At 39.6% G+C, this 14,754-nt stretch carries 14 protein-coding genes; all 14 read left to right on the top strand.

All coding sequences use genetic code 11. The annotated features are described in order from the left end of the window. The first annotated feature begins 210 nt into the window (after positions 1-210). Positions 211-1,662 (top strand): NAD(P)H-binding protein, encoded by a 1,452-nt coding sequence (locus ACGTNH_RS16680; protein ID WP_394588067.1) that lies wholly within the window; start codon positions 211-213, stop codon positions 1,660-1,662. 41 nt (positions 1,663-1,703) lie between these two features. Next, on the top strand, positions 1,704-2,633 hold the full coding sequence (locus ACGTNH_RS16675) for an aminoglycoside phosphotransferase family protein (RefSeq protein WP_394588066.1): 930 nt from the start codon (positions 1,704-1,706) through the stop codon (positions 2,631-2,633). A 15-nt stretch (positions 2,634-2,648) separates the two neighbouring features. Beyond that, on the top strand, positions 2,649-3,863 hold the full coding sequence (locus tag ACGTNH_RS16670; protein WP_394588065.1) for a CynX/NimT family MFS transporter: 1,215 nt from the start codon (positions 2,649-2,651) through the stop codon (positions 3,861-3,863). Between the two features lie 179 nt (positions 3,864-4,042). Then, entirely contained in the window at positions 4,043-4,198 is a 156-nt protein-coding gene (locus ACGTNH_RS16665) for a paeninodin family lasso peptide (RefSeq protein ID WP_394588064.1), read from the top strand. A 58-nt stretch (positions 4,199-4,256) separates the two neighbouring features. Continuing rightward, entirely contained in the window at positions 4,257-4,868 is a 612-nt protein-coding gene (locus ACGTNH_RS16660) for a hypothetical protein (RefSeq protein ID WP_394588063.1), read from the top strand. Between the two features lie 178 nt (positions 4,869-5,046). Next, the gene (locus ACGTNH_RS16655; RefSeq protein ID WP_394588062.1) at positions 5,047-5,787 is read left to right on the top strand and encodes a YveK family protein; all 741 of its coding nucleotides are present in this window, start codon (positions 5,047-5,049) and stop codon (positions 5,785-5,787) included. After that, positions 5,774-6,418: a CpsD/CapB family tyrosine-protein kinase gene (locus ACGTNH_RS16650; protein WP_394588060.1), complete on the top strand. Its 645-nt coding sequence runs from the start codon at positions 5,774-5,776 to the stop codon at positions 6,416-6,418. The genes ACGTNH_RS16655 and ACGTNH_RS16650 overlap by 14 nt, the downstream gene beginning before the upstream one ends. Before the next feature lie 246 nt (positions 6,419-6,664). After that, complete coding sequence (locus ACGTNH_RS16645) at positions 6,665-8,491, top strand: polysaccharide biosynthesis protein (RefSeq protein WP_394588059.1); 1,827 nt, start codon at positions 6,665-6,667, stop codon at positions 8,489-8,491. 15 nt (positions 8,492-8,506) lie between these two features. Continuing rightward, positions 8,507-9,391, top strand: coding sequence for a UTP--glucose-1-phosphate uridylyltransferase GalU (galU, locus tag ACGTNH_RS16640; RefSeq protein WP_394588058.1), 885 nt, complete (start codon positions 8,507-8,509; stop codon positions 9,389-9,391). A 13-nt stretch (positions 9,392-9,404) separates the two neighbouring features. Then, entirely contained in the window at positions 9,405-10,556 is a 1,152-nt protein-coding gene (locus ACGTNH_RS16635) for a glycosyltransferase family 4 protein (RefSeq protein WP_394588057.1), read from the top strand. Further along, complete coding sequence (locus tag ACGTNH_RS16630; RefSeq protein WP_394588056.1) at positions 10,541-11,653, top strand: glycosyltransferase family 1 protein; 1,113 nt, start codon at positions 10,541-10,543, stop codon at positions 11,651-11,653. Before ACGTNH_RS16635 ends, ACGTNH_RS16630 begins: the two co-directional genes overlap by 16 nt. Further along, complete coding sequence (locus ACGTNH_RS16625) at positions 11,650-12,540, top strand: glycosyltransferase family 2 protein (protein ID WP_394588515.1); 891 nt, start codon at positions 11,650-11,652, stop codon at positions 12,538-12,540. Before ACGTNH_RS16630 ends, ACGTNH_RS16625 begins: the two co-directional genes overlap by 4 nt. A gap of 34 nt (positions 12,541-12,574) precedes the next feature. Then, a complete protein-coding gene (locus ACGTNH_RS16620) occupies positions 12,575-13,645 on the top strand; it encodes an EpsG family protein (protein WP_394588055.1) in 1,071 nt (356 codons plus the stop codon). 20 nt (positions 13,646-13,665) lie between these two features. Further along, positions 13,666-14,754, top strand: coding sequence for a UDP-glucose 4-epimerase GalE (galE, locus tag ACGTNH_RS16615; protein WP_394588054.1), 1,089 nt, complete (start codon positions 13,666-13,668; stop codon positions 14,752-14,754).

Raw genomic sequence — 14,754 nt, 5'->3', positions numbered from 1 at the left:
TTGTAAAAGAGCGAAGTGCAATTTTGAATTTCGGTACCTGGTACCCGGCAAGTAAAATAATCCGAACAATTCATATCAAATTGTTCGGATTATTTTATTCTCTATTCTGTCTTGTCCAAGCCGGTTTCTTTTTGAGCATCTCCCTAAAGTTATTATTAGTAAAGAACAGGGTAAGGGTCCATAACGAGACCATACAGGAGGCAGATCAAAGTGAGTACTACCATTGCTAATAAGAGACGGCCAGTGGTTGCCTTGACCGGAGCAACCGGATATATAGGAAACAACTTGCTGGAGAAACTGACGAAGTATGCAGATGTGATTGGCTTATCTAGAAACGGAGATCAAAAAGAAGATAGTGAACATGTGACATGGCGTTCGTGTGATTTGTATTCGATGGCTGATGCTGAAAAAGGACTTGAAGGTGCCGATATTGCCGTTTACCTTGTTCACTCGATGCTGCCTTCTGCTAAACTCACTCAAGGGTCATTTGAAGATATGGATGTCATTCTTGCCGATAATTTCGCGCAGGCAGCTAAGAAACAAGGCGTCAAACAGATTGTCTATCTAAGCGGGATTATACCAAAAGCGAAACGTCTTTCCCGCCACCTTAGGAGCAGGCTTGAAGTAGAAAAAATATTAAGTGCTTATGGAGTGCCGGTTACGACAATTCGAGCAGCCCTTATTGTGGGACCTAAAGGCTCCTCCTTTCCTATACTTGCTAAGCTGGTGAAACGACTGCCGGTTATGGCTTTACCAAAATGGACCCGAATAAAAACGCACCCAATTGCATTAACGGATGTGTTAAACGCCTTAAATACGAGCATAGACAACCAATATTTAAAAGGAAAAGCCATTGATGTAGGCGGTCCTGAGGTCATGACCTATAAAGAGATGATGCTTCAAACCGCAGAAGCCATGGGCAAAAAACCCCGCCTGTTTGATGTTCCTTTTATTACCGTGAAGCTTTCAAGGCTGTGGGTTAGTTTAACAACTCAATCCCCTAAAGAAATGGTCTATCCTTTAATAGAAAGTCTCGTACATCCGATGACTGCCAGCCAAGAGCGGATGGAAAAGGGAGTAAGTGAAGGCACGATGACATTTAAAGAAGCAGCTGAGTGGTCTCTTAAGGAAGAAGCAGAACAATCGGGGTCTTCCAAGAAAAAAAGGAAAACACCTCAAGTTCAACAGGATGTGCGGTCGGTTCAGCGCATTTGTCTTCCTGAAGGCAAAGATGCCACGTGGGCTGCTAAACATTATGTAGAATGGCTTGCAGACAAATTTTCTCCCCTGATCCAAACGGAAAACGATCAGAAAAATAATTATAAAATAAAGACAGCACTGACAGGAAGGCCCCTCTTAAAAATGGGCTATTCAATGGAACGCAGTACAGAAAATCGGGCGTTATACTATTTAACAGGTGGCGTATTTTTTGATTCCAGCAAAAATGAACGGGGCCGCTTAGAGTTCAGACAAATTCCTAACTCGCAGGAATGTATCGTAGCAATTCATGATTATATGCCTTCTCTTCCGTGGTTTATCTATAAATACACGCAGGCAAAAGTACATTTGCTTGTAATGTACCTTTTCCGCAAGCATTTACAAAACATGATAAAATCGTCAGAGAAGAGAGTGCCTCAAGTGAGAAAACGTGTTACTGTATAATCAATTTGTATGGAGTGGTTCGTAGAAAAGGAGCAGAGGAAATGAATTTACCCCAAACGTTTGTCGAAAATGTAGTAGCAGCCTGCCCTGATAAAGGAAGAGCGTGGCTTGATGAGCTGCCAAAACTTCTTCATTATTGTGAAGAACGTTGGTCGCTTACCATTCACGCTCCTTTCTCACTTTCTTATAATTACGTTGCACCAGCCACTACAAACAACGGGAAGAACGTAGTCATTAAATTATCTTTACCTGAAGAAGGGTTCGAGCGGGAAGCACTGCTCGCTTTGAATCCATTAGGCAGAATCAACCTATTAGATGAAGATCGAGAGAAGAATATATTATTATTAGAAAGAGTCATGCCCGGCACTCCCCTTGCTGAAGTGAAGGATGATGAAGCAGCCACTTATATTGCTGCTTTTGTCATGAAAAACTTAGAGTCTGTAAAATATTCAAACTTGCAGCTTCCTACTACGGAGGATAGGGAAGACCAATTAAGGAAGCTTTACTTGGATTCCTCGAGAACTACTGGACCAATTTCACGAGGTACGATAAAAGAAGGTTTAGAAGTGTTTACATACCTAAATAAGAAGATGACTCGCCCAATGGTCTTACACGGTGACTTTCATCATTACAATATTTTAAAAGAAGGGGCCAGTGAATGGACAACCATTGATCCAAAAGGATTAATTGGAGAAATAGAATACGATCTCATACAATTTTTATTAAATAGACTGCCGGATCAAAACCGAGGAAACTGCATTAAAAAGCGCGTGGAGATTTTTGAAAAAGAGCTTCATATAAATAAAGAAAAGCTGCTCTTATGGGGGTATTGCCATACAATCCTGGCTGCCTCGTGGACTGTTGATCAACATACGGGTACTTACGATGAATCTTTCTTTGGGTGTATTGAGATTTTTCGTTCACTTTTTGAAAATACCTATAATCAGTCAATTATGGGGGCTGTTCGCTAGAAACGAGGGAAGATAATGAATTTGAGCTTCATACATAATAGAAAATGGCTTGTGATCGGTATAATTCTTGTTGCCATAAATTTAAGACCTTCGATTACTTCAGTTGGACCGGTAATTGGCTCCATTCGCGAAGATCTTAACATATCGAACGGAACAGCCGGAATGCTGACGACACTGCCTCTTATTGCATTCGCTGTTTTATCAGCCATGGCTCCAAGGTTAGGGTTAAGAATAGGTCAAAGCCAAGCGATCTTTTTAGGGATGGTTATACTTACGATTGGAATTTTTATACGATCAATTGAATGGGTCGCTACATTATTTATTGGTACAACATTAATTGGGGTTGGAATTGCTATAGGCAATGTACTTCTCCCAGGTGTTGTAAAACAACAATTTCCTGAAAAAGTAGGCCTGCTGACTGGAATATATTCCATCTCATTAAGTGGTTTAGCTGCGATTGGATCAGGGATCAGTTTTCCTCTTGCTCAGCGGCTTTCAAGCGGATGGCAGGGCTCACTAGGAATATGGAGTGGGCTTGCGATAGTGGCCATCATCGTCTGGCTGCCGCAAATTACGGTTAAAAGAAAGCCGGTTAAAATTCCGAAGATCGATATAAAAAACAGCCCGTTATTTCAATCGAAACTTGCCTGGCAGGTGACGATTTTTATGGGCATGCAATCTTTTATGTTTTACTGTCTTATTACCTGGCTGCCTGAAATTCTACAAAGCCGCGGAATGGAGCCTGCAACAGCAGGGTGGATGTTATCATTTATGCAAATTGCAGGATTGCCTGGGACATTTTTAACACCAGTATTAGCAGGACAAATGAGCAGTCAAAGAAAGATTGTATGGAGTATAGGCTTCTTGTACTTAATCGGTTTAAGTGGGATGTTGTTTGGTTCCGCAACTTCTTTACTTACAATTAGCATTGCTATTATCGGTATTGCTCAAGGCTCCTCTGTAAGTCTGGCATTAACGCTGCTGAGTCTTCGAGCTGCTACAGCAAATCAGGCTGCCAATTTATCAGGGATGGCGCAATCCATTGGATATACAATGGCTGCCATTGGACCGATTATGCTAGGAATGTTATTTGATTTCACGCAGACATGGACACCGGCTTTAATTATTTTTATTGGTGTCGTGGTGGTCATGGTGAGTGCGGGCCTTGGTGCAGGAAGAGATGAGGTTGTTACTGAACCAGAAGTTATGGAACGTTCGACAAACTTTTAATAATTCGGCGGAAAAGAGTAGACAACGACGAATTTAGGTGATAGTATCATTTAAAAGAACGTTCTTTATAAAGAAAAAGATCGATCTGGTAACGGGGGTCAGTATGAGCATGTCTTACTTTAGATGTGCTGATTTTTCATTCTATTGTTCTTTATTAAGAATTTAAAGGTGGAGAGATTATGAGAAAAGAATGGCGTACTCCTGTATTAGACGAGTTGAATGTAAGTAACACTATGAAGTTTCACGGAACTATCGGTTCTCCTTGCTGGAAGTGCGGAAAAGACCACAAACATGATAAGGATTGTGAAAACGGTGGAGAAAATTTAGATAGTTAAAAACATGGCCCTTGTGGACACTAATCTCTACAAGGGTCATGTTAAAGGTGGCCTCAATATGTATGAAATCGTAAAAACACCTAAGCAGCAAAAAAGGTTTGAGAAAACGTGGGAATATTTTTGTGAAAAATTTTGCTGGATTAATGATCCCTACGCAGCAGATGGAATTCGGTATAATCTGATTTCTAAGAATAAAAGAATGAGAGTCATAAGAAAGAGAGTGATCGGAACGGTTGAATTCATCCCTTATAACCCTACGAATCCTCACAGCACAGTAGAAGGAAGATATCCTTTCTCTAAATTAAACGAAATTACTTCAAATTTAGATTTTGTTTGGGAGATTGATAAGCTTTGTATCCATGAGGATTTTCAAAGGGCAGGGAACTTCGAGGTGTTTATGCACATTATGTATGATCACATTCTAAGATATAAAGCCAAGTACTATGTGGCCTTAATTGAGAAAAGACTCTACCGTCTCATAAAATTTTACTATGGCTATGGCGTAGAAAGAACAGGCAGTGAATTAGCAGGTCCAGCATCCACCTTAATACCCGTTATGATTGATGTGGAGAAAATTGTAACGAAAGAAAAATATGTAGAAAAACTGATTCAGACAGGGAAGCAGCCTGAAAATTCCTTACCTTCTAAAAGAAAGACATTCACTCACTAACTGCTTTTTGTTTCAATTTTCGGACTTTTCCTTTTTAACCCCTTGACATGTTCTTTATATAGAACTAAAATGTAGTCAATATAGGAAAGTAAATTGTAGAAAAGGTTGAATTTTGGGATAAATATATTTTTTTAACCTTCTCGTTCTTTATAAAGAATAATGGATAAAGGTGGTAAACATGAGCAAAATGAAGCGGATGGTCTATAATGATGAACAGCTTGGCAAGGAAATTAACCTTAAGGAATACTGGGATGTCATTAAAGGTCGGATTTGGATTGTATTTGCCATGATTATTGTATGTACGGGGGCGGCATATGCATATAGTTACTTAAATAATACCCCTGTTTATGAAACTTCCACACGAATAATCCTTTCTACGGAAGATCAAAATATGAACACGCTGATGGTTATGATTAAAGATCCAATCATAATGGATCAAGTGAAAAAGGAATTAGACTTGCCTCAGTCATCCAGTTCTATAGCCAGTCAAATTGAAGTTAACCGTTTAGAAGATTCAGAAGTAATACAGATCTCTGTAACTGCTAATGATCCTAAAGCCGCAGCATCTATTGCAAACAAAACAGCAGCAGTTTATAAAAACGAGATTGTTAACATTCTAGAATTTAAGCACGTTCAACTTCTATCCAAAGCCGAAGTAAATCCTTATCCAATTAATGAATTCCAGGATCGTAATCTAATGATTGCCGCAGTGTTTGGATTAATTGCAGGAATAGGGTTAATCTTTTTATTGGATACATTAGACGGCTCAGTTAAATCCAGAGAAGAAGTAGAAGACTTTTTAGGAATTCCTGTCATTGGTTTTGTTTCTCCAATGAATAGAAAGAACAGTACTACAAAAACAAGGAAATCCAAAACACAAGAACTAGAGGTAAGGGGGGAATCCATTGATATTAAGTAAAGGAAAGAAAAGTAAACTAGTCACATACTTTTTCCCTGAATCTCTAATTTCTGAACAGTTTCGAACGATTCGCACCAATATTCAATTTTTAACGGAAAACCGTAATCAAAAACTTTTTCTAATGACATCTCCAGGAAAAAAAGAAGGAAAATCAACCTCAATCGCTAATTTAGCTGTTTCAATGGTGCAGCAAAAGCATAAAGTATTACTCGTTGATACGAACTTAAGGAATCCTATGATTCATCAGTTATTTAAAGTAGACAACAATGAGGGTCTAACGGATGTATTAACCGGACGATTATCATTTGATGATGTTGCTTATTCTACAGGGATTGGCAACCTGGATTTACTAACTAGTGGACCCGTGGTTAATAATCCATCCGAGCTGCTTGGTGGAGAGATCATGGAGAATTTATTAAAGAAGGTCTGCAATCAATACGATGTGATTCTTGTAGATGCGCCACCAGTTCTTCAATCAAATGAATCCCGGTTACTTGCTAATTTGTGTGACGGGGTTGTACTCGTTATTAGTCGTAAAAAAACAGACTTACGGAAAGTCGTAGAAGCAAAGAAAGTATTAGATATTGTTAATGCGACCGTTGTCGGGGCCATTATGAACACGAAAAGATAAGATTTTATACTATTTTGTTCGTTATTAAGAAATTTAATTCGTTAATAGTTGCGGTGATGTCTCCTTACCGTTAGAAATGGAGGCACTCAGCCATGTTGTGGGTTGAAATAAGACCTTAGCGCAAGTCGCATTGGCATGGTGTGAGGACGGGTTAAATGCCCATTTAAAACCTTGAAAAAAGGAGTTTGGTTAAACTTCTTTTCTGAGGGTTTTAAGTGTCTATCAAACTAGGAAAGGAGCGAATTCATGACCTATCGGCAAAGATTATCTATTTTTATATTTATTGATCTTTGTATTGTGCTTGCCTCTTTACTAACCATCAAGCTGTTGGTAAGTTCCTTGTTTTACAACTCATGGTCAGCGTTAATTGTCACTATTTCAGTTATATTTTTCAGTCATATTTATATCTCATTTCAATTAAACCTTTATCGTAAAGTATGGGAATATGCGAGTGTAAGCGAATTAATTATTATTGGAAAGACAGTGACCTACTCAGTAGCTGCAACAGCAGTTGTTCAGTTGGTTCTTTTTCAAACGCTCTTCCTACGAATGCTCGTATTAACATGGATGATGCACATCCTGCTCATTGGAGGATCTCGATTTTTATGGCGGGTGTATCGGGATTCAGTCATGCTTGCATCACACAATCAAAAAAGAACATTAATCGTTGGAGCAGGGTCAGCGGGCACCATGGTAACACGGCAATTGCAAAAAGGGAACGATTCCGAACTCACCCCCGTAGCTTTCATCGATGATGATGAGAGAAAGCATCAGCTTGATATTTTAGGGCTGCCTGTCGTGGGCGGTGTACACGAGATTGTTCAAAAGGTAAAAGAGCTTGAGATTTCCCATATCGTCATTGCGATTCCATCCTTAAGCAAACGAGAACTAAATGTAATTTTTCAAGAATGTGCAAAAACAGAAGCCAAAACTCAGATCTTACCTATGCTGGAGGATTTAGTGACAGGAAAAGTGTCCGTCAAACAGTTTCGTGACGTTGAAGTGGAAGATTTACTAGGAAGAGAACCAATCGTTCTGGATACCGAGAGTATTTCAGATTACCTTGAAGACAGGATCGTTCTTATTACCGGTGCAGGAGGATCGATAGGATCAGAGATTACTAGACAAGTGGCAAAGTTCCACCCGAGAAAAATGATTTTACTAGGTCACGGAGAAAACAGTATTTATACAATTGAAATGGAAATGCGGTCTACTCATCATACGGAAGATATGGAGTTTGTTACGGAAATCGCGGATGTTCAGGATGCGGATAAAATGATGGCGGTGATGGAGAACCATCAGCCGGATGTCGTGTATCATGCGGCGGCACATAAGCATGTTCCGTTAATGGAGAGAAATCCAGAAGAAGCCGTAAAGAATAACATTATAGGTACGTGGAACACAGCGAAAGCAGCCAGTTGGAATAAAGTCGGTACGTTTGTGATGGTATCTACGGATAAAGCGGTCAACCCTACAAGTGTAATGGGCGCGTCCAAGCGCTTAGCTGAGATGATTGTCCAAAGTATGAATCAAAACAGTTCCACGAAGTTTGTAGCTGTACGATTTGGTAACGTATTAGGGAGCCGGGGGAGCGTCATTCCTCTTTTCCGCAATCAGATTGAAAAAGGCGGGCCAGTCACTGTTACCCACCCAGAAATGGTTCGTTATTTCATGACCATTCCTGAAGCCTCACGATTAGTCATTCAAGCGGGCGCCTTGACAAAAGGTGGAGAAGTCTTCGTTTTAGATATGGGAGACCCTGTTAAGATCGTTGATTTAGCCAAAAATCTAATTAAACTTTCAGGCAACTCCATAGAAGAAATCGGAATTAGATACAGTGGAATACGTCCAGGAGAGAAATTGTTTGAAGAACTGCTTAAAGCTGAAGAGGTTTATAACGAGCAAATCTATCCTAAGATTTATATAGGAAAAACCGTGCAATTATACATCGATGAAATTGAAGCGATTGTAGAAGAGTATAGTTCTTTAAGCCGTGAAGCCTTACGGGAGCGAATGATTGCACTTGCCAATCATTCAAATCCAAAAGAAAATCAAATGCCGATTATAAGCTGAAAAGGAGGAGAGGAATTGAAGGTTAAAAAAGCAATTATACCTGCTGCTGGTTTAGGGACAAGGTTTTTACCGGCAACGAAAGCGATGCCGAAAGAAATGCTTCCTATTGTAGACAAACCGACGATTCAATATATTGTTGAAGAAGCAATTGCCTCAGGGATTGAAGACATTATTATCGTGACCGGTAAAGGAAAGCGAGCGATTGAGGATCATTTTGATTACGCGTTTGAGCTTGAACAAAATTTAATGGAAAAAGGAAAGTTTGAGTTGCTGAATGAGGTTCAGAAATCTTCCAACTTGGTGGATATTCATTACATTCGTCAAAAGGAACCTCAAGGATTGGGACACGCGATCTGGTGTGCCAGAAAGTTTATAGGAGATGAGCCCTTTGCTGTTTTATTAGGTGACGATATTGTTCGAGCTGACACACCGTGCTTGAAGCAATTAATCGATCAGTTCAATCAACAACAATCTTCTATTTTAGGCGTGCAGACCGTTAAACGGGAAGAAGTCAATCGTTACGGGATCGTAGCAGGGAATGAAGTGAGCCAGCGTCTTCATTCAGTTCATCATCTTGTCGAAAAGCCCAAAACAGAAGAAGCTCCATCTAATTTAGCGATCTTAGGGCGATACATTCTTACCCCTGCCATATTTGATATTTTAGATCATCAAGAACCAGGAGCGGGCAACGAAATCCAACTGACAGATGCAATTGCTGAACTAAATCAAACAGAGAACGTCTATGCCTATGATTTTGAAGGCACTCGCTACGATGTCGGAGAAAAAATGGGTTTTATTAAAACAACTTTGGAGATGGCCTTAGAGAGGGAAGAATTGCGTGACGAACTATTTACTTACTTGACGACCATTTTAGATAAGAAGTTCTCATCAAACGCATAAGGATGTGATGAAAATGGTTCAAAAAGTTCTGTTCACTGCAACCGTTGACTATCATTTTAAAGCCTTTCATCTTCCTTATTTAAAATGGTTCAAAGAACAAGGGTGGGATGTTCATGTCGCAGCAAGCGGTGACATCAACCTTCCGTACGTCGATCAGAAATATAACCTTCCGATAGAGCGATCGCCTGTGAATAAACAAAATATCACAGCCTACAGAAAGTTGAAGCACATCATTGATGAAAATCAATATGAGATGATTCACTGCCATACTCCAATGGGTGGGGTGCTTACAAGGTTAGCTGCACGAGCCGCGAGAAAACATGGAACAAAGGTGATTTACACAGCACACGGTTTTCACTTTTGCAAAGGCGCCCCTTTAGCGAACTGGGCGTTGTATTATCCTATCGAAAAAGGCCTGGCACACTGTACGGATTGTTTAATTACCATTAATGAAGAAGATTATCGACTCGCTTCAAGTAAACTGAAGACTAGAAAACATGAGCTTGTTCACGGAGTCGGGGTCAATACAGAAAAATTTAAACCAATAAGCGATGAGCAAAAAAGTTCGTTAAGAAAGTCATTAGGCTATCAACCTGATGACTTTTTATTTATTTACGCAGCAGAATTTAACACAAACAAGAATCAGTCCTTTTTAATTCGAGCATTTGAAAAAGTGGTTAAAGAGATCCCAAATGCAAGGATTCTGTTAGCTGGAGAAGGTGAGAAAAGGAAAGAGTGCAGAGAGCTTGCAAAAAGGTTAGAAGTTGACCATCGCATTGATTTTTTAGGATTTAGAAAAGATATCCAGCAGCTCCTAACAATTAGTGATGTCGCAGTAGGTTCAAGCCTTCGTGAAGGGCTTCCAGTTAACATTATGGAAGCGATGGCTTGTGGTCTGCCCGTCATTGCCGTCGACAATCGAGGCCATCGAGAATTAATTCACCACAGTGTGAACGGTTGGCTGATCACAAAAAACGATTCTGATGGTTTTGCTGAAAAGATGAAATTCATCGCCAAGAATATAAAAATTAAAAAGCAGCTAGGTAAAGAAGGAAGAAGAACAATCGTGCAAAAATACAGTGAACATAACGTATTAATCCAAAAGAGAGAAATCTATCAAATGTATATGAAAAAAGAGGGGGTGGGAAAGTGGGCGGTCCATTAAGAGTGCTCCATGTGGTCGTTAATATGAACCGCGGAGGAGCGGAAACATTATTAATGAATTTATACCGTAACATCGACCGAACCAAAGTACAATTCGATTTTTTAACATGTAAACCGGGTGTCTTTGATAAAGAAATTGAAGAATTAGGCGGTAACGTCCACCGCGTGCCTTACGTAACAGATGTGGGACACCGGGGATATAAGAGAGTATTGCAAGCTTTCTTTAAAACCCATGATTATAAAATTGTTCATGCTCACCTGGATAAGATGTGCGGCATTGTGCTGCAGGAAGCTGAAAAAGCGAAGGTTCCTGTTCGGATTGCTCACAGTCACAATACTCGTAGTGAAGGTGGACTCGTAAGGAAATTATATAAATCTTATACAGGCAATAATATTAACCGTTATTCCACTCATAGGTTTGCTTGCTCCCAGCTAGCTTCTAAATGGTTGTTTGGCAGACGTTCTTCTGTACATGTGTTAAAGAACGGGATTGAAAGTAAGAAGTTTCTTTATTCAGAAGAAAGGCGATCAAAAGTTAGATCTGAATTTAATATTTCAGAAGAAGTTTTTGTGGTAGGTCATGTTGGCAGGTTCAACCTTCAAAAAAATCACAAATTCATACTTGAGGTTTTTCAAAAGTTTTTAAAGATCCATCCTGAAGCGATTCTTTTACTGGCAGGGGATGGTGTTTTAAAAGAGAGAATGGAAGCAAAAGCCAGAGCGCTTAAGATAGAAGGTGAAGTGGATTTTTTAGGCGTTCGAGAGGATATTGATGAGCTTTTACAAGCCTTTGATTTATTTCTTTTTCCATCATTGCATGAAGGGCTGCCTGTGACTTTAATAGAAGCTCAAAATGCAGGGCTGCCATGCTTAATTACAGATACAATTTCACAGGAAGTTGATATGGGCTTGGGACTCGTCCAGCAGTTGTCATTATCGAATCAGGAGGAATGGACGAATGCTATGAAAGCAATAGCCAAGAAGCAGCATTCAAGGGAGATTGATTCGTCTGTACTAAAGCAAAACGGCTATGACATTCGGGAAACGGCGGTAGAAACCCAGCATACTTATATCAATTTAGGGAGGGATGTAAGCTGAAGCTTTTAACAGTTTTCACCCCTACTTATGACCGCGCATTTTGTTTAGAGAAGTTGTATCAAAGCTTAGTAAAGCAAACCAATCAAAATTTTAAGTGGCTTATTGTAGATGATGGTTCGACGGATCATACAAAGGAATTGATCGACCAGTGGGTGAAGGACGCTAAAATCTCAATCGATTATATTTTTCAGACCAATCAAGGGATGCATGGCGCTCATAATACGGCCTATAAGGCAATAGAAACGGAGCTTAATGTGTGTATAGATTCCGATGATTTTATGCCGGAAGATGCTGTTGAACAGATTATCTCTTGTTGGAAACAGTATGGGAATGAAAGCGTAAGCGGAATTGTTGGACTTGATTCATACACGAATGGGGAAATTATTGGTACTCCATTACCTCAAGGATTAAAGCAATCCACACTGTTTGATTTGTATAACAATCATGGGGTGAAAGGTGATAAAAAATTAGTCTATCGCACTGAGTTAACAAAAGAATTCCCTTATCCTATCTTCCAAAATGAAAAATACGTCGGACTGGCTTATAAATATTTTCGACTCGATGAAAGTTATGAAATGCTGCTGCTTAATAAAGTGTTATGCAGAGTAGAGTATTTGGCGGACGGTTCTTCGCGCAATATGTTAAAACAGTATCGAAGAAATCCAAAAGGATTTGCTTTTTATAGGAAAGAATTGATGACGCTAAGCTTTGCAAGTGTCTTTTTTAAATATAGACAAGCGATTCATTATGTGTCCAGCAGTTTAATGATGCGAAATAAGAATTTCTTAAGGGACTCCCCCCAAAAAGGGTTAACGATGTTAGCACTTCCATTTGGTTGTTTACTTTATATCTACGTCACAAGTCGAACGAGGAACGTTCTTAACTAAGCAGCCTGCTTACATGCTTGGAAAGGAAAACGATATGACATTATTATGGATGAATTTATTCCTCGTATTTGGATTAGTTCTGTTGGCCAGAGTATTGGCCGTGGAAGTTCATACGAACACGGACGTTTTATTTAAACCGAACAAATTATTCATTATGATTGCGTTACTATCGATCGCGGCTGTTTCAGGTTTACGTACGAACATTGGCGATACGTACTTTTATATGCATTCTTTTGAAGTGAATACATTTACGTGGGAATTGGTACAGGAGCAAAAAGACATTGGATTTGGAATCCTTCAAATGGTGTTACAATCTTTTTCAAGTGACCCACAGATTCTAATCATTACGACGGCAGTCATTACAAATACATTAATTATGATCGTATTATACAAATATTCTCGGATGCTTGAACTAAGTATTTATGTTTATATTACGGGCGGTTTATTTTTAATTACAATGAATGGCATCCGGCAGACATTAGCAGCGGCCATCGCATTTACGGCAATTAAATTTTTAATAGAAGGCGGCTTTAAAAGATATGCCATCGTAATAATGTTTGCATCACTATTTCACCAAAGTGCGCTCATCCTGCTGCCTGTTTATTTCTTTGTTCAAGCTAAAGCTTTTTCCAAAGCTACGATTGCGTTGTTAGGAGTGGCGGTACTGCTAGCCGCTGGATTTGAGCAATTTTCTTCAATTTTATTCTCTGCTATTGAAGACACCCAATATGGAGAATATAAAGACTTCGCTGAAGGCGGTGCAAATCTTCTTAGAGTAGCCGTTGAAAGTGTCCCCCTATTCGTCGCTTACTTAGGCAGGCATAAGCTGAGAGAAATCATGCCGAACAGTGATGTCATTATTAATATGGCTCTCATTGGGTTTGTATTTATGGTTATTGCTACACAAAACTGGATATTTGCCAGGTTTTCAATTTATTTTAGTTTGTATCAGCTGATCCTAATCTCCTGGATCATCCCGCTTTTTCATCAGCGAGATAAAAAGTTTGTATACTTAGCCATTATCGTTTGCTATTTCGCTTATTACTTCTATGAAAATGTAATGACATTAAATATCCAGTATGAAAGCAATTATTTAATATGGTAGAAAAAGGAGGAAAGCAACATATGGCTATTTTAGTAACGGGTGGAGCGGGATACATTGGCACTCACACGTGTGTAGAGCTGTTAAACGAAGGTCATGATATCGTGGTCGTTGACAATTTTTCCAACAGTCATCGTGAATCACTGCAACGAGTAACGGAGATCACCGGCCAAACCTTTCCGATTTATGCGTTTGATCTTTTAGAAAAAGAAGAACTTGCCAGGGTGTTTGAAGAAAACGACATTGAAGCTGTCATCCATTTCGCTGGGTTGAAAGCTGTAGGAGAATCAGTTGAAGAGCCTTTGTGGTATTACGCAAATAATGTCATCAGTACGGTGATTTTATGTGAAGTTATGAAAAATTACAATGTGAAAAATTTAGTGTTCAGTTCTTCCGCTACTGTTTATGGAAATCCTAATGAAGTACCTATTACAGAAGATCACTTGTTAACAGCGACGAACCCATACGGTCGGACGAAGCTGATGATTGAAGATATGTTAAGAGATTTATGTCTTTCTGACGCAGGCTGGAGCATTGCCCTGCTTCGTTACTTCAATCCGATTGGTGCCCATGAAAGCGGAAGAATTGGAGAGTCGCCCAATGGTATACCAAACAATCTTATGCCATACATTTCTCAGGTGGCGATCGGCAAACTAGAAAGGTTGAACGTTTTTGGAAACGATTATCCGACGGAAGACGGCACAGGCGTCAGGGATTATATTCATGTCGTCGATTTAGCTGAGGGTCACTGCCGGGCATTAGAAAAGATACAAACCTCTACAGGTGTCGAGGCTTATAATCTAGGAACGGGACGAGGATACAGCGTCTTCGAAATGATTGCTGCTTTTGAGATTGCGTCCGATAAGTTAATTCCATACTCGATCTTAAAAAGACGTCCTGGAGACGTAGCTGCTTGTTATGCCAATCCGATAAAAGCTGAAAAGGAATTAGGGTGGAAGGCAAGCAGAGGAATCCAACAAATGTGTCAAGACACGTGGAGATGGCAAGCAGGTAACCCAAATGGGTATGAAGAAAACAACATCCTAAAACCACAACGAAAACCTCCGGTGCTGAATAAAGCAGCGGATTTATTTATGCCAGCAAGTAAGTAA

The organism is Halobacillus sp. B23F22_1 (assembly GCF_043497005.1).
GTDB lineage: Bacteria > Bacillota > Bacilli > Bacillales > Halobacillaceae > Halobacillus_A.
The sequence above is the reverse complement of the archived record's forward strand: the minus strand, read 5'-3'. Positions and strand labels throughout refer to the sequence as shown.